Below are 22,684 nucleotides of genomic sequence, written 5' to 3' on the forward strand. Positions count from 1 at the left end.
CGGTGTCGCACCGCTAAAAACCTTAAAGCAACGCCGTTTCATCGTTATCAGCATTCAGGATCGCCGCGCGCTTTCAGCCCACGCCCGTTCCGCCGCTGAGATAAAAATAAACAATGACGTTTTAGGAACACCGGATGGACATCATTAAAGAACTGATACATGCCCTGTGGCAGCAGGATTTTGAGACGCTGGCGAACCCTTCGTTGGTGTGGACCCTCTACATCCTGCTGTTCATGATTCTGTTTTTGGAAAACGGCCTGCTGCCGGCCGCTTTCCTGCCGGGTGACAGCCTGCTGATCCTGGTCGGCGTGCTGATCGCCAAAGGCACCATGGGCTTCCCGCTGACCATCGTCATACTGACCGTCGCTGCCAGCCTGGGATGCTGGGTCAGCTATATACAGGGCCGATGGCTCGGCAATACGCGAACGGTGCAAGGCTGGCTTTCGCACCTGCCGGCCCACTACCATCAACGCGCTCACAACCTGTTCCACCGCCACGGGCTTTCCGCCCTGCTGGTCGGCCGCTTCCTGGCCTTCGTGCGCACCCTGCTGCCGACCATCGCCGGCCTGTCCGGCCTGAGCAACGCGCGCTTCCAGTTCTTCAACTGGATGAGCGGCCTGCTGTGGGTCTTGATCCTGACGACGCTGGGCTTCGCGCTGGGCAAAACCCCGGTGTTCCGCAAGTATGAAGATCAGCTGATGTTCTGCCTGATGATGTTGCCGCTGGTATTGCTGGTGGTCGGGTTGATCGGCTCGTTGATCGTGCTGTGGCGCAAGAAACGCGCCAGCGGCCAGAACCCGGGGAAAGGGGCGTGACAGCAAAGCGCCCGCGCTGGCAATACGTCCTGATGATCGCGCTCGCCCTGCTGGCGTTGGCGACGCTGTTGGTGCCCTGCATGGTGCGCACCGAGAGCGAGCTGCGCATTCGCGCCAGCCAGCAAGGGCTGTCGCTGCCCGACGGTTTTTACGTCTACCAGCGCCTGGATGAGCGCGGCATCCGCATCAAAAGCATCACGCCGGAAGGCGATGGCCTGGTCATCCGTCTGGATTCGCCGGAGCAGCAGTTGCTGGCGCGCGAAGCGCTGCAAACCATCCTGCCGCCCGGTTACCACATCGCGTTGAGCGAATCCCCCGTGCCGTCGCATTGGGTACGCGAATTTGCGCGTTCCCCACTCAATCTGGGATAATCCCCCTTCATATGAAGGGGTTTCCTTTCATTGCATTATTTTCATTTTCATTCGCACCGATTAGCTCAAGAATTAATCAGTCAGCACCGAGTCACGGCTGATTCTTTGGGGGCGCGCCGGTTTCATGACTATGCTGAAGGGTAACTTCAGCCGGCGATGAACGCCCTCCTCTCGCGCTGCCGCCTTCGGCAGTCAGGAAAGCGGGTGCCTGTTCAGGCATCCCATGAAAAGGAACTGAAAGATGAAATTACGCCATTCACTGTTACTGCTGTTGCCACTCTGCACGCTGCCGGCCCTCGCTTCGGCCGCTGAGGGCGGCTGCGCCGCCAAAGCGCAAGACATCCAGCAGCAAATCGACTATGCCACCCAGCACGGCAACACCCACCGCGTGGACGGGCTGAAAAAAGCACTGAGCGAAGTGCAGACTCACTGTACCGAAGCCGGCCTGCAGGCCGAACGCCAGGAAAATATCGCAGAGAAACAGCGCAAGGTCGACGAACGCCGGCAGGAGCTGAAAGAAGCGCAGCAAACCGGCAAGCTGGACAAGGTCGCCAAGAAGCAGCAGAAGCTGGCGGAAGCGCAGGCTGAGCTGAAACGCGCTCAGGCGGAATAATTTTTTTGTACCAGCGGATTTATCGATGAGAGCCCCATCACACGGGATTTATTAAGCATATGGGATTGATGCCTGGTGTTATCTGCTGGCCATCACCCCTTTGCTCCGGCGAAAAAATCCGCTATGTTAAAAGTCTGTCGAAATAAACGTTAAGGAATAATCACATGGCACATGATTCAAATGCAGAAAACTTACGCGCTGAACTGAAGTCCTTAGCCGATACGCTGGAGGAAGTGCTGAACTCCTCTACCGACAAGCCGAAAGCCGAGCTGGAGAAGCTGCGCTCGAAGGCGGAAGGCGCGCTGAAAGAGACCCGTGCTCGCCTGAGCGACGCCGGTGACAAGCTGGCTTCGCAAACCAAGCAGATCGCCGGCCAGGCCGACGACTATGTGCGCGACAACCCGTGGACCGGCATCGGCATCGGCGCGGCGGTCGGCGTGGTGTTGGGCGTGCTGCTCGCGCGTCGTTAATCATGGCTGAACAACCGCAAGTGCGCGCGCAGGGCCCCGCTAAAGGGGTCTTGGATATCGGTCAGCGCATCATCACGATCCTGGTCGGCATGGTGGAAACCCGTGTCCGGCTGGCGGTGGTCGAGCTGGAAGAGGAGAAAGCCAACCTCATTCAGCTGCTGATCATGGCCGGTATGACGCTGCTGTTCACCGCCTTCGGTTTGATGAGCCTGCTGATCCTGATCTTCTGGGCCATCGATCCGGTCTATCGGCTGATGGCGCTGGGTGCCACGACCGGCGTGCTGCTGTTCCTGGCCGTGGTCGGCACCATTTGGACGCTGGTCAAGGCCCGTCGCACCACGCTGCTCGGCGCCACGCGCAAGCAGCTGGAACTCGATCGTGCCGAACTGGAGCGCGAGCCATGAGCCGCCGCCGCTATCTGGAATGGAAAAAAGAGAGGCTGATTCGCCAGATCCAGCAACAGCGTCTGGATCTGGCCGAACACAAGTCTTTATGGCTGGAAAAGACCGAACGCATCGACCGCGGCTGGCAGACGGTGTTTGGCCTGCGCCGCTATCTGGTGCTCGGTTCAAGCGTCATGGCGCTGTACGGCATCCGCCACCCCAGCAAGATGATCCGCTGGTCGCGCCGCGCTTTCGGCGCCTGGAGCGCTATCCGCCTGTTTAAAAAGACTTTCTCAGCCAAGTAAGCCCCGCGCTTTTCCTTCAAACATCCTGTTGCTCCGCCCTCGCTTTCCCCCTAAAACAGCGCTGCTTATCCCGAGGGCCGGGCAACCTGCTGACAAGCGTCAGTTTATTAGCACGCTAAAGATTCAGATTTTTTGAAAAATTACGACAGTTTTACTTGCTAACAACCTGAGCACTTCCCGCTTAACATTCACTCCATCAATTCGAGACGGAGCGGACAGGGTAAGATACCCGCTACGCCGCCCGTTGATATGACTACCGCCGAACAGGCACACAAAAACACGTTGGAGTAGATGATGAAAAAATTAGAAGATACAGGTTTGTTGGTTGCTCGTATTCTGATGCCAATCCTGTTTATCGTGGCAGGCTACGGCAAAATGGGTGACGCTTATGCCGGTACCCAACAGTACATGCAATCGATGGGCGTGCCTGGCTTCTTGCTGCCACTGACCATCCTGCTGGAATTTGGCGGCGGTCTGGCGATCCTGTTCGGCTTCCTGACCCGCACCGTGGCGCTGTTCACTGCCGGTTTCACCATTCTGACCGCGCTGCTGTTCCACACTGACTTTGCGGAAGGCGTAAACCAGCTGATGTTCATGAAAAACCTGACCATCGCCGGCGGCTTCATCGTGTTGGCGGTCGCAGGCCCTGGCGGCTTTAGCATCGACCGTCTTCTGAACAAGAAATGGTAATCTAAACTGTCATTCAGGGCCCGGCATGCCGGGCCCTGTCGCTTTTCACTCGGACACCAAGGAGACTCCCATGGGACAACTCGTCGATGGCGTTTGGCAAGACATCTGGTATGACACCAAATCTACCGGCGGCCGTTTCAAACGTTCAACCGCTCAGTTTCGCAATTGGGTGACCGCCGACGGTCAGCCGGGCGAACACGGCGCGGGCGGCTTCCAGGCCGAAGCGGGCCGTTATCACCTGTACGTTTCTCTCGCCTGCCCCTGGGCGCACCGCACGCTGCTGATGCGCAAACTGAAAGGGCTGGAGCAGATCATTCCGGTCTCGGTGGTGCACCCGCTGATGCTGGAAAACGGCTGGACCTTCGGCCAGGATTTTCCTGAAACCACCGGCGATCCGCTGTATCACGCCGACTTCCTGTATCAGATCTACCTGCGGGCCGATCCGCACTACAGCGGGCGCGTAACCGTGCCGGTGCTGTGGGATAAACAGCGGCAAACCATCGTCAGCAACGAATCCGCCGATATCATCCGCATGTTCAACAGCGCATTTGACGGCGTGGGCGCCCGCGCGGGCGATTACTACCCGGCCGATCTGCGCGGCAAAATCGATGAGCTGAACGGTTGGATTTACGATCAAGTGAACAACGGCGTGTACAAGGCCGGTTTCGCCACCAGCCAGGAAGCGTATGACGACGCGGTCAGCGGGGTCTTCAGCGCGCTCGAACGCCTGGAGCAGATCCTGGGGCAGCACCGCTACCTGACCGGCGATCGGCTGACCGAAGCCGATCTGCGTCTGTGGACCACGCTGGTGCGCTTCGATCCGGTGTACGTCACCCACTTCAAGTGCGACAAACACCGCATCAGCGACTACCTGAACCTGTACGGTTTCCTGCGCGACATCTACCAGATGCCGGGCATCGCCGAGACGGTCAGCCTGCCGCACATTCGCAACCACTACTACCGCAGCCACGCCACCATCAACCCGCACGGCATCATTTCCATCGGGCCGGCTCAGGATCTGGACGAGCCGCACGGCCGCGACCAGCGCTTCGGCTAAGGCAAAAAAATCCCCTTGCCGCCCGGCAAGGGGATGTCATCCAACCGGCGTTAGCGCTGTGCGAACAGGCGCGGAATTTCGCGCAGGAACCAGGCCTTCGCCTCCCCCATGCTGTCGCGCCGCCAGGCCATGATGATATCGGCTTCGCGGCTGTATTCCGGCCCCACCACGCGCAGCCGCCCGGCTTCGATATCTTTCTCCACCATCGGGTACGGCATGGTCGCCACCCCCAGCCCGGCCAGCAGCGCCAGGCGTTTGTCTTCGATGGTGCTCACCGTCAGGCGCTGTTGTTTATCCAGCAGCTGTACGGTCAACACCGGGCGCTCGCGGGCGGTATCCGCCACCGCGATGCCGCGGTACTTCACGCGGGTCACCTCGGACAACGGCTCCGGCTCCTGATGGATCGGGTGATCCGGCGCGGCGACATAAACGCTCATCACCTTGTACAGTTTGCGGGTGTTGATCTCCGACGACGCGCGGAAGTGCATGTCCGGCGCGATCACGATGTCGGCGCGCCCCTGCTCCAGCCGTTCCCAGGCGCCCGCCAGCACCTCGGTGAAAATCGACACCTGGGTGTTGGCCTTCAGCGCCAGCTTGTCCACCAGCGGAAACAGCAGGCTCGGCGGCGACAGCGCTTCGCTGACGATGGTCAGGTGGGTTTCCCAACCGCGCGCCAGCGCTTCGGCGTCGGTGGTCAGCTTGTCGGCCGCTTCCAGCAGCACCCGCCCGCGCTCCAGCAACATGCGCCCCACGTTGGTGAACTTGGTGCGGTGGCCCGAACGGTCGAACAGCACCACGTCCAATTCTTCTTCCAATTTTTGCATGGTGTAACTGAGCGCCGACGGCACCCGGCCCAATTCGTCGGCGGCCGCGGCGAAGCTGCCGCGCCGGTCGATCGCGTCCATCACTCTCAGCGCCTCAAGCGTGAGCGCCCGATCTCTGGCCATCACATCCCTCTGTCAGGAAATTTGAATATGCCGACCAGATTAACTGGCTAACAATCCGACGTCCAGATGCTTACCATTTGGATAATGAATTTAGAGAGCCGATTGCCATGATCACATGCAGAACAGCACAACAATGCGGGCAAGCTGACTTTGGTTGGCTGCAGGCTCGCTACACCTTTTCCTTTGGTCACTACTTCGATCCCAAACTGATGGGCTACGCGTCGCTGCGGGTGCTGAATCAGGAGGTGCTGGCGCCGGGCGCGTCGTTCCAGCCGCGCACCTATCCCAGCGTGGATATCCTGAACCTGATCCTGCAGGGCGAGGCGGAATACCGCGACAGCGACGGCAACACCGCGCGCGCCAAAGCCGGTGAAGCGCTGCTGCTGGCCACCCAGCCGAGCCTGAGCTACAGCGAACAGAACGTCAGCAGCGATACGCCGCTGACTCGCCTGCAGCTGTGGCTGGACGCCTGCCCGGAACGCAACAACGAGCGGGTGCAGCGCCTGACGCTGCCGGCGGCGGGCAACCTGCTGCTGGCCTCGCCGGACGGCGCGCAGGGTAGCCTGCAGCTACGCCAGCAGGTTTGGATCCACCATCTCGATCTGCAGCCGGGCGAAGAACAAACGCTGACGATTAACGGGCCGCGCGCCTATTTGCAGTCGATTCACGGCACCATCGCCGCCACCGGCGAGCGCCACGAAGAACAACGCCTGACCTGCGGCGACGGCGCCTTCGTGCGTGAGGAAAATCGCCTGACGATCCGCGCCGAGACGCCGCTGCGCGCACTGCTGATTGATCTGCCGGTGTAAGCCGGCCGGAAAACGAAAAACCCCGCGCAACTGGCGTTGCGCGGGGTTTTCTTTTGTCGAGGGAGTTGACCGGTAAGCCGGGTTCTGTCGTGGACAGTCATTCCTCTAGGCCAGCAATCGCTCACTGGCTCAAGCAGCCTACCCGGGTTCAGTACGGGCCGTACCATGTGAACCCCTATTTGGCCTTGCTCCGGGTGGAGTTTACCGTGCCACGAACTGTTGCCAGCCGCGCGGTGCGCTCTTACCGCACCCTTTCACCCTTACCTGATCCCGCTTGCGCGGGCCATCGGCGGTTTGCTCTCTGTTGCACTAGTCGTAGGCTTGCGCCTCCCAGGCGTTACCTGGCACCCTGCCCTATGGAGCCCGGACTTTCCTCCCCTCCATCTGTCTCCCCGAAGAGGACGGCAATGAAGCGGCGACTGTCTGGTCAACTCCGGCGCGGATAGTAGCGTCGCGGCGGCGGCAGGTCAACCGCTTTACGGCTGTTGTTGCTCCAGCGCGTGCTTATACAGCGCATTTTTCTTCACGCCGTGGATTTCCGCCGCCAGCGCCGCCGCCTTTTTCAGCGGCAGCTCTTTTTGCAGCAGCGCCAGCGTGCGCAGCGCCTCAAGCGGCAGCGCATCCTCCTGCGCCTTGTGGCCTTCGACGATCAGCACCATCTCGCCGCGGCGGCGCACATCATCTTCCTGCACCCACGCCAGCAGCTCGCCCACCGGCGCGCCGTGGATGGATTCCCAGGTTTTGGTCAGCTCGCGCGCCAGCACCACATAGCGCTGCGGGCCCCAGACGGTAACCATGTCCTGCAGGCTTTCCAGCAGGCGGTGAGTGGATTCGTAGAAAATCAGCGTGCGCGGTTCCTCCGCCAGCGCCATCAGCGTATCCTTGCGCCCCTTGGTTTTCGCCGGCAGGAAGCCCTCGTAGCAGAAACGGTCGGAAGCGACGCCCGCGGCGCACAGCGCGGTGGTGGCGGCGCAGGCGCCCGGCAGCGGCACCACGCGAATGCCGGCCTCGCGGCAGCGGCGCACCAGGTGATAACCGGGATCGTTGATCAGCGGCGTGCCGGCGTCGGACACCAGCGCGATGCTCTGGCCCTCCTGCAGTTTCGCCAGCAGCTGATCGGCCTTTTGCTGTTCGTTGTGATCATGCAGCGCGAACAGACGCGCGTTGATCGCGAAGTGTTGCAGCAGCAATCCGGTATGGCGCGTGTCTTCCGCCGCGATCAGATCAACGCTTTTCAGTACCTCTAACGCACGGTGGGTGATATCGCCCAGATTGCCGATTGGGGTGGGCACCACATACAGCGTTGATGCAGAAATGACTGATTGTTGGTGTTGATTCATTGTTTCATCCGGGTTGCCGATTTAATATTGAGCATCTTGAAAAAAACATCACTGGATACAGTATGCTTTCCTCAACATTCGTTCGTACCAAAGCAGGGCGTTCCAAGCCTGTCCGACTTACCGCAGTCATCGCGGCCGCCCTTTTCCTGGCAGGCTGTCCAAGTCGGGCCCCGCAAACGCCGCCCGCCAATATACAGGACGAAGCGAGCGCCAGCTCCGATTACTACCTGCAGCAGTTGCAGCAAAGCAGCGATGATAACAAGGCTGACTGGCAATTACTTGCTATTCGCGCCTTGCTGCGTGAAGGAAAACTGCCGCAGGCCGGCGACCAGTTGAATCAGCTGCCGAAAAACCTCAGCGGCGCGCAGCAGACTGAACGCCAGTTGCTGACCGCCGAACTGCAGATCGCCAACAAGAGCTACGTCAGCGCCCGCAGCACGCTGGGCCACCTGGACAGCGGTTCGCTGTCGCCGAATCAGAAGGTGCGCTACTACCAGGCGCAGATCGCCGCCAATCAGGGCAAAGCGTCGCTGCCGTTGATCCGCGCCTATATCGCTCAGGAGCCGTTGCTGACCGGCAAACCGCATCAGGACAACCTGGATCAGACCTGGCAGGCGCTGCTGCAGCTGACGCCGCAGGAGATGAACAGCCTGGTGATCAACGCCGACGAGAACGTGCTGCAAGGCTGGCTGGATCTGCTGCGCGTCTATCAGGACAACAAGCAGGATCCCGATCTGCTGAAGGCCGGCATCAAAGACTGGCAGAACCGTTATCCGAAGAACCCGGCGGCCAAAACGCTGCCGGCTCGCCTGAACCAGGTGCTGAACTTCACCCAGGCCTCCACCTCGAAAATCGCCCTGCTGCTGCCGTTGAACGGCCAGGCGAAAGTGTTCGCCGACGCCATCCAGCAAGGCTTCGAAGCGGCGAAAAACGGCGGTTCCATGCCGGCACCGCAGCCTCAAGCCGCGCCACCGGCCAGCGCGCCGGCCCAAACGGCGCCGGCCGATCAGGTCGCCACGGGTGACATCAACGCCAACGGCGCGGTCAGCCCTTCGGCGCAAGAGAGCCAGCCTGCCGTGACCGCCGCACAACCCGCTGCGCCGTCCAGCGCGCCGATAACGCCGCCGCAGGCCGCCAACGCGCAGGTCAAAGTGTACGACACCACCAGCCAGCCGCTGGCCGCCTTGCTGAGCCAAGCGCAGCAGGATGGCGCCACCCTGGTGGTCGGGCCGCTGCTGAAAGAGAACGTCGATCAGCTGTCCGCCAGCACCACTACGCTGAACGTGCTGGCGCTCAACCAGCCGGAAACGCCGAAGGACAACCTGAACATCTGTTACTTCGCCCTGTCGCCGGAAGATGAAGCGCGCGACGCCGCTCGCCACATCTGGGAACAGCAGAAGCGTCAACCGCTGCTGCTGGTGCCGCGCGGCGCCTTCGGCGATCGCGTCGCCAAGGCCTTTAACCAGGAATGGCAGAAGCAAGGCGGGCAAACCGTGCTGCGTCAGGACATCGGCTCCGCCGGCGAGCTGCGCCAGATGGTGAACAGCGGCGGCATCCGCATGACCGGCACGCCGATGTCGAGCGCCCCGGCGCCGCAGAGCGTGACCATCGCCGGGCTGACCATTCCGGCGCCGCCGAGCGACGTGCCCGCCGCAACCGGCGGCGTCGACGCGGTGTATATCGTCGCCACGCAGTCTCAGCTGACGCTGATCAAACCGATGATCGACATGGCCACCAGCTCGCGCGGCAAGCCGGCGATGTACGCCAGCTCGCGCAGCTACCAGGCCGGCGCCGGCCCGGACTTCCGTCTGGAAATGGAAGGCCTGCAGTTCAGCGATATCCCGCTGCTGGCCGGTTCAAACCCTCAGCTGTTGCAGCAGGCCAGCGCGCGCTTCCGCAACGACTACTCGTTGGTGCGCCTGTATGCGATGGGGATGGATGCCTGGACATTGGCCAACCACTTTGCTGAAATGCGCCAGCTGCCGGGCTTCCAGGTTTCCGGCACCACCGGTATGCTGAGCGCGTCGCCGAACTGCGTGATCAACCGTAAGCTGCCTTGGCTGCAATACCGTCAGGGCACGGTCGTTCCGGTCTCTTGAACCCACGCGCCTCAGGGGCGGGCTATGAGCTACTGGCCCGCCGTCACCTGGAACACGCCGGGCTCACCTTCTGCGCCGCCAACGTCGCGGTGCGCGGCGGTGAGCTCGACCTCATCATGCGCGACGGCGCTACCTGGGTATTCGTCGAAGTACGCTACCGCCGCAACGACGCCTTCGGCGGCGCGGCCGCCAGCGTCACCTTTCGCAAACAACGGCGGTTGCTGCACGCCGCCGCCGTCTGGCTGGCGGGGCGCGGAGCCAGTTTTGACACATCATCTTGCCGTTTTGATGTTTTGGCCATTACCGGTAGCCAGTTAGAATGGATACCCAACGCCTTCAATGCGGATTAATCGGGGTTTTGCGGCGCAGACCGGCCCTTTGACTTAGTGGATTAATACAACGTGCTGGATAGAATTAAAGTCTGTTTTACCGAAAGCATCCAAACCCAGATCGCGGCGGCGGAAGCATTGCCGGACGCCATTTCCCGCGCTGCAATGACGCTGGTTCAATCCTTACTCAACGGCAACAAAATCCTGTGCTGCGGCAACGGCACCTCGGCGGCCAACGCGCAGCACTTCGCCGCCAGCATGATCAACCGTTTTGAAACCGAGCGCCCCAGCCTGCCGGCCATCGCCCTCAACGCCGACAACGTGGTGCTGACGGCGATCAGCAACGATCGGCTGCACGACGAAGTGTACGCCAAGCAGGTGCGCGCGCTCGGGCACACCGGCGACGTGCTGCTGGCGATTTCCACCCGCGGCAACAGCCGTGATATTGTGAAAGCGGTCGAGGCGGCCGTCACGCGCGATATGACCATCGTCGCGCTCACCGGCTACGACGGCGGCGAGCTGGCCGGGCTGCTCGGCCAGCAGGACGTCGAGATCCGCATCCCGTCGCACCGCAGCTCACGCATTCAGGAAATGCATATGCTGACCGTAAACTGCCTGTGCGACCTGATAGACAACACGTTATTCCCCCACCAGGACGATTAAGGAACTGAGATGAAGCTAAAAGCCACATTTGCAGTGCTGTCCAGCGCCCTGCTGTTGCAAGGCTGTATCGCCGGCGTCGTCGTCGGCAGTGCGGCCGTCGCCACCAAAACCGCCACCGACCCGCGCAGCGTCGGGACCCAGGTGGATGACGGCACGCTGGAAGCCAGGGTCGAAAACGCCCTGAGCAAAGACCAGCAGTTGAAGAAAGATGCCCGGGTGGTCGCCACCGCCTATCAGGGCAAGGTGCTGTTGACCGGCCAGTCGCCTAACGCCGATCTCACCGCGCGCGCCAAGCAGATCGCCATGGGCGTGGAAGGCACGAGCGAAGTGTATAACGAAATCCGTCAGGGCACGCCGGTCAGCCTGAGCACCGCGTCCTCCGACACCTGGATCACCACCAAAGTGCGTTCGCAGCTGTTGACCAGCGATACGGTGAAATCGTCCAACGTGAAGGTCACTACCGAAAACGGCGAAGTGTTCTTGCTGGGCCTGGTCACGCAGCAGGAAGGGCAGTCGGCGGCGCAGATCGCCAGCCAGGTCAGCGGCGTGAAGCACGTCACCACCGCCTTTACCTATGTGAAATAATCCGCTTGGCGGGAACGGCGCCCTGCCGTTCCCGCCCGTTTAATCCAGCGAGTTCTCGCGTAAAAACGCTTCCCCGCCCAGCTGCCGCATCTGGCGCATGATCCACTGTTGACGCTGCACCACATAGCCGGACGGCGCATCGGCCCTGAAACGATGCGGATTCGGCAATACCGCCGCCAGCAGCGCCGCCTCGGCCGCGCTCAGCCGTTTAGCCGGCTTATGGAAAAAGCGCTGTGAAGCCTCCTCCACGCCGAATACCCCGTCGCCGAACTCGACGATGTTCAGATACACCGTCAGAATGCGCCGTTTGGTCCACACCAGCTCGATGCCCGACGTCAATCCGGCCTCCAGCCCTTTGCGCAGCCAGCTGCGGCCATCCCACAGAAACAGGTTCTTGGCGGTTTGCTGCGACAGCGTGGAGGCGCCGCGGATGCGCGTCGGGCGCTTCTCGTTGTGGCTGAGCGCCTTTTCAATGGCCGCCACGTCGAAGCCCCAATGGTCTGGAAACTTCTGATCCTCCGCCGCCATCACCGCCAGCGCCATTTGCGGCGAGATGTCGTCCATCGACACCCAGTCCGAATGGGCGACGTAGCCGAAGTCGCCGCTCAGCCAGGCGCTGACTTGCCGCTCCGCCATCACGGCGGAAAACGGCACCGGCAGGAAGGCGAAGAGCACAATGCCCAACGCCCACAGGCCGAGGATCGCGATGACGCCGCGCTTCAGCCAATACCACGGGCGCAGCCGCCGCCATCCGCCGAGCGATTTTCTCATTCGGCCAGTTCCAGCACCCGCGCCACCAGCTTATCGATGCCGAGGGCCGCCTGCGCGATCGACGGCGCCAGCATATAGGCCGGCGTGGTCACGATCTTGTGATCGCTGTCCACCACGATGTCGTCCACCGGGCAAATCACCGGTTCGCCGCCCATGGCGTCAATCACTTCCCCCAGGTCCGGATCGTTGCCAATGGTCAGTCGCGCTTGTTGATCCAGCAGTTTCGGCAACAGCGCCGGCGCGATGCACATCAGGCCAATTGGTTTGTTGGCCTTATGCATCTCGCGCGTCAGGCGCGCCAAATCTTCATCGACCCAACATTCCGCGCCAGCTTCGGCGAAATTGCTGAGGTTCTTGGCGGCGCCAAAGCCGCCGGGCACGATCAGCGCATCCAGCTGCGCGGCCTCCGCCTGCGCCAGCGGCTGCACCGCGCCGCGGGCAATGCGCGCCGACTCAATCAGGACATTGCGCGTCTCCGCCATCTCATCACCCGATAAGTGATTAATAACATGGCGTTGTGGTTTATCAGGCGCAAAGCACACCGCCTGCGCGCCGGCACGATCCAACGCCAGCAGCGTCAGCACCGCTTCATGGATCTCCGTACCGTCATAAACGCCGCTGCCGCTGAGGACTACACCCACCTTTTTCATCACTCTTACTCCTGTCGCTGCTGTCAACTGGTTCGTGCTCGGAGTTGACAAACACTAATCTACATCACACATTTTAATGAATCTTCTAACAAGAGCGCTTACATTTGCTATGTTGTTGGCTGTATGATGTTTAGGAATTCGCTACAACCTGCTCGACCAGAACACTGAAACCAATACGCAGGTTCACAATTTCCCTGGTGTTGGCGCAATATTCGCGCACCCCGGCTTAGGTCGGGGTCATTTTTTTTCAGCGTTCTCTACCCAAGCCCGCAGTACCTGCACGTCGTTGCGCCACTCTTGCTTCAACTCATCCACCCAATCCTGCACGTTATCCCACCAGGCCGGCAGCGTCGGCGTTTGAATCTGCTGCGCCAGCTGCTGCAGATGGCGCAGACCGACCGAACCGGCGGCGCCCTTGATCTTGTGCCCTTCCTCGGTGATGCCTTTCTGATCGCGCGCCGTCATGTTGGAGTCCAGCACCGCCAGATAGCCCGGCATCATCTGTTCGAACATCTCCAGGCTTTGGTGGATCAGCTGCGGGCCAACCAGATCCATGTACTGTTCCAGCATCGCGGTATCGAGTAACGACTCATTAATCTGCATCGCCTTGTGCTCCGTTTTCTTTGAAGTGTGAGAAGGTTGATGATCCCAATAGTGTTTGATGACCTGGGTCAGCGCCGGCACCGACAGCGGCTTGCTCAGCACATCGTCCATGCCCGCCTCGAGGTACTCTTTTTTGTCTTTCAGCACGTTGGCGGTCAGCGCAACCAGCGGCGGCAGCGCCTGACCGGCATAGCGCTCACGCAGCGCCCGGGCGATGTCCAGCCCGGTCATGTCCGGTAGTTGAATGTCCAGCAGCACCAGATCGAACTCGTCCGGATCGAACATCGCCAGCGCATCGTGGCCGTTCATCGCCACCTCGACGCTGTTGCCCAGCTTCTCCAGCACCGAGCGCGCCACGATCACGTTCAGTTCGATATCCTCCACCAGCAGGATGTGCAGCGCCGGCAACGGCAGCTCCTCTTCCTCCGGCGCCGCGCTGACGGCTTCCTGCACCGCCGGCGCCTGGATGGTCAGAGTGAAGCAAGAACCGTGCCCCTGTTCGCTGCGCACGGTGATGTCGCCGCCCATGCTCTGCGCCAGCCGCTTGGAGACCGCCAGCCCGATGCCGGTGCCGGTGGCCGGGCGGCCGCCGCGCTGATCTTTCACCTGGTAATACATGGCGAAGATCTTGTCCTGCTCGTCCTGCGGGATGCCCATGCCCGAGTCTTCCACCTCGAACACCAGCTTCTCCTGCGCCTCGCGCCGCACGCGCACCACGATTTGCCCCTGCTGGGTAAATTTCACCGCGTTGCCGATCAGGTTCCACAAAATCTGCCGCAGGCGCGTGCCGTCGGTCACGATCTGCTGTGGCAGCGGCGTTTGCGGCTCCATGATGAACTGCAGCCCTTTCGGCTGCGCCAGCAGGCCGGAGAGATTCTCCAGATCCGCGAGGAAACCGGTGAAGTCCACCGGCTGGTTGTCGAGCTGCACCTTGCGCCGCTCGAGCTTGTCCATTTCGATAATGTCGTTGAAGATATTGCCAAGGGTGATGGCGCTGACGTGAATGGTCTTCAGGTATTTCAGCTGCTCGTCGTTCAGCTCGGTATCGAGCAGGATGCGGCTCAGGCCGACGATGCCGTTAAGCGGCGTACGCAGCTCGTGGCTGATGGTGGAGATAAAGGTGGTCTTCTCCCGGCTAGCGTTCTCCAGCGCGTCCTGGTAGCGCTTACGCTCGGTAATATCGCGGCCGAAGCCCATCAGCCCGTGGCGTTTGCCCACCCGGTCGTAAAACGGCACCTTGCGCAGTTCGAAACAGGCCTTGCGGCCGTCGGGATACACCAGCCATTGTTCGTAGGTCAGCGAGACGTTGTGGCGGAACACCTTCTCGTCGGTCTCAATGACCTTTTCGGCGATCTCCTGGCCGTAGACGTCGAACGGCGTCAGGCCGATCAGCTGCTTCTCGCTCTTGCCGGTCAGCAGCTCCATCGCGCGGTTGCAGCCGGAGAACTCTTTGTCTTCGTTGCGGTAGTAGACCAGGTCCGGCGAGGCGTCGAGGAAGGAACGCAGCAGCGCCGACTGCTGGCCCAGCTCAATCTGCGCCAGCTCGCGCTGTTCCATCTCTTCCGTCAGCTTCTCCATCACCTGCAGGCGCTCTTCTTCCGCCTTGATGCGATCGGCGATCTCCTGATTCAGCTGGCTGATATTGTCTTTGAGCTGCTGATTGAGCTCCAGATCGCGGTGGCGCATCTCTTCCAGCTTGTCCACCAGCCGCGCCAGCCGTTGGCGCGACTCCTCCAGCTGCTCCACCACCACCGAGAGGAAGTAGACCGCCCACGGGGTGATCAACAGGCCGAAGAAGATTGAACGCACCACGTCGATGCTTTCCACTTCGCCGCGCAGCAGCATGGTCACCGCCATCTGCACCACCATCGCCAGCACCACCAGCGCCGAGGCCAGCAGCAGCGAGAAGCGCACCAACCCCAGTTTCACCATTAAATCAACGTAGTACTGGGCTAACACCCGGATTTGCTTCATAGCGGCTCCCATCAGACACAATCTTTTGAATCATACCGTAAATTTTTCCGCCGTGTCTGAGAGTCAAGTCCTGCTAACGGAAAATAGCGGCGTCTGGTGTGCATCGGGCGGTTCATTGCCGTCGACACCGTGGAAAAGCACGTTGATCAATCCGCTCATACTTAGGGATTAATCACTTGTAACTAAAAGACTTTTTATGTGACGCACCCCACACCTCAGCCGCTTGAGAAGGCCTTTCCGTTAATATATTAATGATGCACCGTGCATGACGCATGCTTTAGCAGACACGGATAGCGAAGCCCTGAGGCTTGAAGTAAGGGAAAGGATGTTATCCCGCGGTTTACTTTCACCGGCAGCAGCGTTGTGGCCAGCCCGGCAGGCTTCCTCATTTCCCTGACGTGAGGATTGACCATGTTAACCATCTATCGCACTACCTTGTTCGTCCTGTCTTTGACCGTTATTTTGCCCCTGAAGGCCGCCACTGCCGTGACCGGTTACCTGAATGCAGAGCAACGGCAAATCGCCACGCTGTTGCCGCCGCCGCCTTCAACGGATACGCCGCAGAATCAGGCTGATCTGCAGGCGGTGCTGGCCATTCAGGCTAACCGCACGGCGGAACAAATCGCCAAAGCCAAGCGGGATGACCACCTGGAAGACGCCGCCTTCCCCTTCGCCCACGAGATCTTCGGCCCGACCTTTACCGTCGATCGCCATCCGCTCACCGCCGCCCTGTTCCGCCGGGTCTATCAGGACTTTGAACAAAGCCTGATGCCCGCCAAGGCCTTCTATGGCCGCCCGCGCCCCTATGAGGCCGACAGCCGCGTGAAACCGCTGCTGCCGCCGCCGGAAGGCGATTCCTACCCTAGCGGACACGCGATGGACAGCTACCTGACGGCGCTCCTGTTGGCGCAGATGGTGCCGGAAAAACGCAGAGCGCTGTTTGAGCGGGCGGCAAGCAATGCGCAAAGCCGGGTGATTGCCGGCGTTCACTACCCGAGCGATCTTGAAGGCGGCAAGTTGGCGGCGACGGCGCTCGCCGCACGACTGCTGGCGAATCCGCAGCTGCAGGCCGATCTGCAGCGCGCCCGCGTGGAGGTGCGCGCCAACCTGCAGTTATAACGTCGGTGAATAATGCAGGGCGGCATCCAGCGCGCTGCCCTGCCCGCCGTATTGCTGCAGATAAGCGCCCACCGCCTGCATGCCGCGCCAGCGGTTTTCGCACCACAGCGGCGCCAGCAGCGTAGGCCGACGGGCGCTGGCGGACAGGCGGTGATACACCACCTCGCCCGGCGTGTGGCGGATCATCTCCCCGGCGCTGAAGGCGTAATTTTCCAGCGCCAGTTCGGGCAAGCGCCCGGCGCGCCACGCGCGGGCCAGGGTGCTGCCGGTAACAACGTGCAGCGGATGCAGCTTGATGCCATCCACGCCGCTCTCCACCACCCGCTGCAGCGTGAGCAGATGATCGCGCTGGGTTTCTCCCGGCAGCCCGACGATCAGATGGCAGCACACCTTCAGCCCGCGCTGCCGAGCCCGTTGCGCGGTCTGCTGATAGCAGCGGAAATCATGGCCGCGGTTGATACGTTTGAGCGTTTTATCGTGCGCCGTCTGCAGCCCCAGCTCCAGCCACACTTCATAACCCTCTTCGCGATACTCCGTCAGCAGATCCAATGCGGCGGACGGCACGCAGTCCGGGCGAGTGCCGACGCACAGGCCGACCATGTCGCTCTGCGCCAACGCCTGCCGATACATCGACGCCAGCAGTTCGACCTCCGCATAGGTGCTGGTATAGGCCTGAAAATAGGCCAGATAGCGCCGCGCCCGGTCGACCCGCGCGGCCTGCTGCGCCAGCTGTTCGGCGATACTTTGCCGCTGCATCGCCTCATCGGCGAATGAAGCGACGTTGCAAAACGTACAGCCGCCGCGCCCCAACGTGCCGTCGCGGTTAGGACAGCTGAATCCGCCGTGCAGCGTGAGTTTATGGATCTTTTCGCCATGGCGGCGCTGGAGATCTGCGCCAAACATATTGACTAATTGCGGCAACTGCATAATCTTGGTGATTCTCTGTGTTCAAAGCCGCGATGCTAATAAGAAACGGCTTTTCCCGCGATGACAGAGATCAACGCTTTCCCCGCAAGGCGCCACCAGGCATAACTATTCATCATAAACGCAAATCAATTCACTATAATTCTGATGAATTATTCTAATCGTCACGCAACCGTTAACGGCAATATGACAACACGGTGAAAAATAGTCATAAACATCAACTAAGCAATATCTTATAGAATAAAACTCTGCCATTAACCCCCGCACTAGCATGGTGCAGAGATTAAGGGGTTGCACTATAGTGAGACAGCTCACACTTCTGCGGGGATCGGCGTTGCCCCACGATAGTGCAAAAATGCATTAAACACCTTATTTTTCAAATAAATAAATACCATAAATTCGATAAGAATCTATCTTAAGCCCACATTTGACCTGCGAATTCTTTCTCGCTAAGTTGGAAGTCCGCTGGAAGCTTTCTGGACGGGCAAACGTCTCGTCATATTTATGCAGTAATTGAAGACTCCCTCTTAAAACAAGTCCTATACCACTTGTGAGACCGTCACGAGAGGCCATTGATGGAGGGCGGAAAAGCAGATTGGCGGGGTTAACTTGCTGATTGGACTTCTGCCTGAAATTGGGAAGCCCCCTCGCAGTAGGTTGTGAGAGTCACGCAGAGCCTGGGGAGGTTCACGATATGTTGTACGATAAATCCCAAGAGAGGGACAACTGTGGTTTCGGCCTGATCGCCCACATAGAAGGCGAACCTAGCCACAAGGTGGTGCGCACCGCCATTCACGCGCTGGCCCGCATGCAGCACCGCGGCGCGATCCTGGCCGACGGCAAGACCGGCGACGGCTGCGGCCTGTTGCTGCAAAAACCCGATCGCTTCTTCCGCATGGTGGCGGAAGAGCGCGGCTGGCGTTTGGCCAAGAACTACGCCGTCGGCATGATGTTCCTCAGCCAGAATGAAGAGGAAGCGCGCCTCAGCCGCCGCATCGTGGAAGAAGAGCTGCAAAACGAAACGCTGTCGATCGTCGGCTGGCGCGAAGTGCCGACCAACCCGGACGTGCTGGGTGAAATCGCCCTTTCCTCCCTGCCGCGCATCGAGCAAATCTTCGTTAACGCCCCGGCCGGCTGGCGCCCGCGCGATATGGAGCGCCGCCTGTTCGTGGCGCGCCGCCGCATCGAGAAACGCGTGCAGGACAACAGCTTCTACGTCTGCAGCTTCTCCAATCTGGTGACGATCTATAAAGGCCTGTGCATGCCTGCGGATCTGCCGCGCTTCTATCTCGATCTGGCGGACCTGCGCCTGGAATCGGCCATTTGCCTGTTCCACCAGCGCTTCTCCACCAACACCGTGCCGCGCTGGCCGCTGGCGCAGCCGTTCCGCTACCTGGCGCACAACGGCGAAATCAACACCATCACCGGCAACCGCCAATGGGCGCGTGCCCGTACCTACAAATTCCAAACGCCGCTGATCCCGGATCTGCAGGCCGCCGCGCCGTTCGTCAACGAAACCGGCTCCGACTCCAGCTCGCTGGACAACATGCTGGAGCTGCTGCTGGCGGGCGGGATGGATCTCATCCGCGCCATGCGCCTGCTGGTGCCGCCGGCCTGGCAGAACAACCCGGACATGGACGGCGATCTGCGCGCCTTCTTCGACTTCAACTCGATGCACATGGAGCCGTGGGACGGCCCGGCCGGCATCGTGATGTCCGACGGCCGCTACGCCGCCTGTAACCTCGATCGCAACGGCTTGCGCCCGGCGCGCTATGTGATCACCAAAGACAAGCTGATCACCTGCGCCTCCGAAGTCGGCATCTGGGATTACCAGCCGGATGAAGTGGTGGAAAAAGGCCGCGTCGGCCCCGGCGAGCTGATGGTGATCGACACCCGCAGCGGCCGCATCCTGCACTCGGCGGAAACCGACAACGATCTGAAAAGCCGCCACCCGTATAAAGAGTGGATGGAGAAAAACGTCAAACGTCTGGTGCCGTTCGAAGATCTGCCGGACGATCAGGTCGGCAGCCGCGAACTCGACGACGCGCAGCTCGAAACCTACCAGAAACAGTTCGGCTACAGCAGCGAAGAGCTGGATCAGGTGATCCGCGTGCTGGGCGAGATCGGCCAGGAAGCCACCGGTTCGATGGGCGACGATACCCCGTTCGCCGTGCTCTCCAGCCGGCCGCGCATCGTTTACGACTATTTCCGCCAGCAGTTCGCGCAGGTCACCAACCCGCCGATCGATCCGCTGCGCGAAGCGCACGTCATGTCGCTGGCCACCAGCATCGGCCGTGAAATGAACGTGTTCTGCGAAGCCGAAGGCCAGGCGCACCGCCTGAGCTTCAAATCGCCGATCCTGCTGTACTCCGATTTCAAACAGCTCACCACGCTGGAAGGCGAATACTATCGCGCCGAGACGCTCGATCTGACCTTCGATCCGCAGCAACAGGATCTGGAGCAGACCATTCGCGCCCTGTGCGACGAAGCGGAACGCAAGGTGCGCGAGGGCGTGGTGCTGTTGGTGCTGTCCGACCGCGCCATCGCGCCCGGCCGCCTGCCGGTCCCGGCCCCGATGGCGGTCGGCGCCGTGCAAACCCGCCTGGTGGAGAAAAGTCTGCGCTGCGACGCCAACCTGATTGTTGAAACCGCCAGCGCCCGCGATCCGCACCACTTCGCCGTGCTGCTCGGCTTCGGCGCGACCGCCATCTACCCGTACCTGGCCTATGAAACCCTGGCCAAGCTGGTGGACAGCCAGGCGATCGACAAGAAATACCGCGACGTGATGCTGAACTACCGCAACGGCATCAATAAAGGCCTGTACAAGATCATGTCCAAAATGGGCATCTCGACCATCGCCTCTTACCGCTGCTCCAAGCTGTTCGAAGCGGTCGGCCTGCATCGCGATCTGGCGGATCTGTGCTTCCAGGGCGTGGTCAGCCGCATCGGCGGCGCCAGCTTCAGCGACTTCCAGCAGGATCTGCAGAACCTTTCCAAGCGCGCCTGGCTGAAACGCAAACCGCTGGAGCAAGGCGGCCTGCTGAAATTCGTGCACGGCGGCGAATACCACGCCTACAACCCGGACGTGGTGAACTCGCTGCAAAAAGCGGTGCACAGCGGGGAATATAGCGACTATCAGGCCTACGCCAAGCTGGTGAACGAGCGGCCGGTCGCCATGCTGCGCGATCTGCTGGCCATCACGCCGAAAGGCGAACCGATCCCGGTCGATCAGGTTGAACCGGCGGAGTCGCTGTTCAAACGCTTCGACACCGCGGCGATGTCGATCGGCGCACTGAGCCCGGAAGCGCACGAGTCGCTGGCGATCGCCATGAACGGCCTCGGCGGCTTCTCCAACTCCGGCGAAGGCGGCGAAGATCCGGCGCGCTACCGCACCAACAAGGTGTCGCGCATCAAACAGGTGGCCTCCGGCCGCTTCGGCGTGACGCCGGCCTACCTGGTGAACGCCGACGTGATCCAGATTAAGGTGGCGCAGGGCGCCAAACCGGGCGAAGGCGGCCAGCTGCCGGGCGACAAGGTGACTCCGTACATCGCCAGACTGCGTTACTCGGTGCCGGGCGTAACGCTGATCTCCCCGCCGCCGCACCACGACATCTACTCGATCGAAGATCTGGCGCAGCTGATCTTCGACCTGAAGCAGGTCAACCCGAAAGCGGTGATCTCGGTGAAATTGGTTTCCGAGCCGGGCGTCGGCACCATCGCCACCGGCGTGGCGAAAGCCTATGCCGATCTCATCACCATCGCCGGTTACGACGGCGGCACCGGCGCCAGCCCGCTGTCCTCGGTGAAATACGCCGGCTGTCCGTGGGAACTGGGCCTGGTGGAAACCCAGCAGGCGCTGGTGGCCAACGGCCTGCGCCACAAGATCCGCCTGCAGGTGGACGGCGGCCTGAAAACCGGCGTCGACATCGTCAAGGCGGCGATCCTGGGCGCGGAAAGCTTCGGCTTCGGCACCGGGCCGATGGTGGCGCTGGGCTGTAAATACCTGCGCATCTGTCACCTCAACAACTGCGCGACCGGCGTTGCGACTCAGGACGACAAGCTGCGCCGCGATCACTACCACGGCCTGCCGGAACGCGTGACGAATTACTTCCAGTTTATCGCGCGTGAAACCCGCGAGATCATGGCGCAGCTTGGCGTGAGCCAACTGGTGGATCTGATCGGCCGCACCGAGTTCCTGACCGAGCTGGACGGCATTTCAGCCAAGCAGAACAAGCTGGATCTGTCGCCGCTGCTGAAAACCGCCACGCCACATCCGGGCAAAGCGGTGTACTGCACCGAAAGCAGCAACCCGGCGTTCGACAAGGGCCTGCTGAACAAAGAGCTGCTGGCGCAGGCGCAGCCGCATATCGAAGCGAAGCAGGGTAAAACCTTCTACTTCGACATTCGCAACACCGACCGCTCCGTGGGCGCCATGCTGTCCGGCGCTATCGCCGACGTGCACGGCGATCAGGGCATGGCGGCCGATCCGATCAAGGCGCACTTCTCCGGCACCGCCGGGCAGAGCTTCGGCGTCTGGAACGCCGGCGGCGTCGAGCTGACCCTGACCGGCGACGCCAACGACTATGTCGGCAAAGGCATGGCCGGCGGCAGCATCGCGGTGCGTCCGCCGATCGGCTCCGCCTTCCGCAGCCATGAAGCCAGCATCGTCGGCAACACCTGCCTGTACGGCGCCACCGGCGGCAAACTGTTCGCCGCCGGCCGCGCGGGCGAACGCTTCGCGGTGCGCAACTCCGGCGCCATCACCGTGGTGGAAGGCATCGGCGACAACGGCTGCGAATACATGACCGGCGGCATCGTCTGCGTGCTGGGTAAAACCGGCATCAACTTCGGCGCCGGCATGACCGGCGGCTTCGCCTACGTGCTGGACGAAGACGGCGAGTTCCGCAAGCGCGTGAACCCGGAGCTGGTGGAAGTGCTGGATGTCGATCAGCTGGCGATCCATGAGGAGCACCTGCGCGGCCTGATCACCGAACACGTGCAGGCGACCGGCTCTTCCCGCGCGGAAGAGATCCTGGCCAACTGGCCGGAGTGGGCACCGAAGTTCGCCCTGGTCAAACCGAAGTCCAGCGATGTCAAAGCGCTGTTGGGTCACCGTAGCCGTTCCGCAGCCGAGCTGCGGGTGCAGGCGCAGTAAGAGGTAGGTCAT

Annotated in this window: 21 protein-coding genes and 1 other RNA gene; 15 read left to right on the plus strand and 7 right to left on the minus strand. The window is 61.3% G+C overall.

The features are described 5' to 3' along the window. Window positions 1–134 precede the first annotated feature (134 nt). The 8 genes from ACJ8HN_RS17290 to ACJ8HN_RS17325 all read left to right on the plus strand — a co-directional run bounded on the left by ACJ8HN_RS17290 (window position 135) and on the right by ACJ8HN_RS17325 (window position 4,704). On the plus strand, window positions 135–815 hold the full coding sequence (locus tag ACJ8HN_RS17290; protein WP_033636104.1) for a DedA family protein: 681 nt from the start codon (window positions 135–137) through the stop codon (window positions 813–815). Further along, complete coding sequence (gene mzrA, locus ACJ8HN_RS17295) at window positions 812–1,186, plus strand: EnvZ/OmpR regulon moderator MzrA (protein ID WP_004937130.1); 375 nt, start codon at window positions 812–814, stop codon at window positions 1,184–1,186. Before ACJ8HN_RS17290 ends, mzrA begins: the two co-directional genes overlap by 4 nt. 241 nt (window positions 1,187–1,427) lie before the next feature. Next, window positions 1,428–1,799 carry a DUF1090 domain-containing protein gene (locus ACJ8HN_RS17300; RefSeq protein ID WP_033649008.1) on the plus strand — a complete coding sequence of 124 codons (372 nt, stop codon included), beginning with the start codon at window positions 1,428–1,430 and terminating at the stop codon, window positions 1,797–1,799. Window positions 1,800–1,963: 164 nt separating this feature from the next. Further along, window positions 1,964–2,269, plus strand: coding sequence for a DUF883 family protein (locus tag ACJ8HN_RS17305; RefSeq protein ID WP_004937125.1), 306 nt, complete (start codon window positions 1,964–1,966; stop codon window positions 2,267–2,269). Window positions 2,270–2,271: 2 nt separating this feature from the next. Continuing rightward, on the plus strand, window positions 2,272–2,673 hold the full coding sequence (locus ACJ8HN_RS17310) for a phage holin family protein (protein ID WP_033636106.1): 402 nt from the start codon (window positions 2,272–2,274) through the stop codon (window positions 2,671–2,673). Beyond that, window positions 2,670–2,957 carry a YqjK-like family protein gene (locus ACJ8HN_RS17315; protein WP_004937121.1) on the plus strand — a complete coding sequence of 96 codons (288 nt, stop codon included), beginning with the start codon at window positions 2,670–2,672 and terminating at the stop codon, window positions 2,955–2,957. Before ACJ8HN_RS17310 ends, ACJ8HN_RS17315 begins: the two co-directional genes overlap by 4 nt. Window positions 2,958–3,251: 294 nt before the next feature. Then, window positions 3,252–3,647 (plus strand): DoxX family protein, encoded by a 396-nt coding sequence (locus ACJ8HN_RS17320; RefSeq protein WP_004937119.1) that lies wholly within the window; start codon window positions 3,252–3,254, stop codon window positions 3,645–3,647. 70 nt (window positions 3,648–3,717) lie between these two features. Beyond that, the gene (locus ACJ8HN_RS17325) at window positions 3,718–4,704 is read left to right on the plus strand and encodes a glutathione S-transferase family protein (protein WP_079656862.1); all 987 of its coding nucleotides are present in this window, start codon (window positions 3,718–3,720) and stop codon (window positions 4,702–4,704) included. A 50-nt stretch (window positions 4,705–4,754) separates the two neighbouring features. On the opposite strand, the gene ACJ8HN_RS17330 is transcribed toward ACJ8HN_RS17325, so the two are convergent. Continuing rightward, a complete protein-coding gene (locus ACJ8HN_RS17330; protein WP_004937113.1) occupies window positions 4,755–5,651 on the minus strand; it encodes a LysR family transcriptional regulator in 897 nt (298 codons plus the stop codon). A 107-nt stretch (window positions 5,652–5,758) separates the two neighbouring features. Here ACJ8HN_RS17330 and ACJ8HN_RS17335 point away from each other — a divergent pair, with 107 nt between their 5' ends. Beyond that, window positions 5,759–6,460, plus strand: a complete 702-nt coding sequence (locus ACJ8HN_RS17335; RefSeq protein WP_033636111.1) for a pirin family protein — start codon at window positions 5,759–5,761, stop codon at window positions 6,458–6,460. Between the two features lie 57 nt (window positions 6,461–6,517). On the opposite strand, the gene rnpB is transcribed toward ACJ8HN_RS17335, so the two are convergent. Together rnpB and rsmI are read right to left on the minus strand one after the other, a co-directional pair. Further along, an RNA gene (gene rnpB / locus ACJ8HN_RS17340) (RNase P RNA component class A) lies at window positions 6,518–6,895 on the minus strand. 41 nt (window positions 6,896–6,936) lie between these two features. Beyond that, window positions 6,937–7,800, minus strand: coding sequence for a 16S rRNA (cytidine(1402)-2'-O)-methyltransferase (gene rsmI / locus ACJ8HN_RS17345; protein WP_442523747.1), 864 nt, complete (start codon window positions 7,798–7,800; stop codon window positions 6,937–6,939). A 62-nt stretch (window positions 7,801–7,862) separates the two neighbouring features. Here rsmI and ACJ8HN_RS17350 point away from each other — a divergent pair, with 62 nt between their 5' ends. From ACJ8HN_RS17350 to dolP, 4 genes are read left to right on the plus strand one after another with little or no spacing between them, the layout of a single operon-like run. Continuing rightward, the gene (locus ACJ8HN_RS17350) at window positions 7,863–9,899 is read left to right on the plus strand and encodes a penicillin-binding protein activator (RefSeq protein WP_033654798.1); all 2,037 of its coding nucleotides are present in this window, start codon (window positions 7,863–7,865) and stop codon (window positions 9,897–9,899) included. Beyond that, window positions 9,896–10,249: a YraN family protein gene (locus ACJ8HN_RS17355; RefSeq protein ID WP_086556960.1), complete on the plus strand. Its 354-nt coding sequence runs from the start codon at window positions 9,896–9,898 to the stop codon at window positions 10,247–10,249. The genes ACJ8HN_RS17350 and ACJ8HN_RS17355 overlap by 4 nt, the downstream gene beginning before the upstream one ends. Window positions 10,250–10,300: 51 nt before the next feature. Continuing rightward, window positions 10,301–10,891 carry a DnaA initiator-associating protein DiaA gene (diaA, locus tag ACJ8HN_RS17360; RefSeq protein ID WP_004937103.1) on the plus strand — a complete coding sequence of 197 codons (591 nt, stop codon included), beginning with the start codon at window positions 10,301–10,303 and terminating at the stop codon, window positions 10,889–10,891. A gap of 9 nt (window positions 10,892–10,900) precedes the next feature. Beyond that, a complete protein-coding gene (gene dolP, locus ACJ8HN_RS17365) occupies window positions 10,901–11,476 on the plus strand; it encodes a division/outer membrane stress-associated lipid-binding lipoprotein (protein ID WP_033636114.1) in 576 nt (191 codons plus the stop codon). Window positions 11,477–11,515: 39 nt separating this feature from the next. Here the strand turns inward: dolP and mtgA are convergent, their stop codons facing one another. The 3 genes from mtgA to arcB all read right to left on the minus strand — a co-directional run bounded on the left by mtgA (window position 11,516) and on the right by arcB (window position 15,474). Further along, window positions 11,516–12,247, minus strand: a complete 732-nt coding sequence (gene mtgA / locus ACJ8HN_RS17370; protein WP_060430954.1) for a monofunctional biosynthetic peptidoglycan transglycosylase — start codon at window positions 12,245–12,247, stop codon at window positions 11,516–11,518. Continuing rightward, the gene (gene elbB, locus ACJ8HN_RS17375) at window positions 12,244–12,897 is read right to left on the minus strand and encodes an isoprenoid biosynthesis glyoxalase ElbB (protein WP_039569395.1); all 654 of its coding nucleotides are present in this window, start codon (window positions 12,895–12,897) and stop codon (window positions 12,244–12,246) included. The genes mtgA and elbB overlap by 4 nt, the downstream gene beginning before the upstream one ends. 237 nt (window positions 12,898–13,134) lie before the next feature. Further along, a complete protein-coding gene (gene arcB / locus ACJ8HN_RS17380) occupies window positions 13,135–15,474 on the minus strand; it encodes an aerobic respiration two-component sensor histidine kinase ArcB (RefSeq protein ID WP_033649005.1) in 2,340 nt (779 codons plus the stop codon). A gap of 411 nt (window positions 15,475–15,885) precedes the next feature. On the opposite strand from arcB, the gene ACJ8HN_RS17385 reads away from it, so the two are divergent. Beyond that, window positions 15,886–16,593 (plus strand): acid phosphatase, encoded by a 708-nt coding sequence (locus ACJ8HN_RS17385; RefSeq protein ID WP_442523748.1) that lies wholly within the window; start codon window positions 15,886–15,888, stop codon window positions 16,591–16,593. On the opposite strand, the gene ACJ8HN_RS17390 is transcribed toward ACJ8HN_RS17385, so the two are convergent. After that, entirely contained in the window at window positions 16,588–17,520 is a 933-nt protein-coding gene (locus ACJ8HN_RS17390; RefSeq protein ID WP_442523749.1) for a TIGR01212 family radical SAM protein, read from the minus strand. The two genes, ACJ8HN_RS17385 and ACJ8HN_RS17390, sit on opposite strands and share 6 nt — an antisense overlap. 691 nt (window positions 17,521–18,211) lie before the next feature. On the opposite strand from ACJ8HN_RS17390, the gene gltB reads away from it, so the two are divergent. Further along, a complete protein-coding gene (gene gltB, locus ACJ8HN_RS17395; protein ID WP_442523750.1) occupies window positions 18,212–22,672 on the plus strand; it encodes a glutamate synthase large subunit in 4,461 nt (1,486 codons plus the stop codon). The last annotated feature ends 12 nt before the right edge of the window (window positions 22,673–22,684 follow it).

It is taken from the genome of Serratia sp. CY29653, from assembly GCF_052169255.1.
GTDB lineage: Bacteria > Pseudomonadota > Gammaproteobacteria > Enterobacterales > Enterobacteriaceae > Serratia > Serratia sarumanii.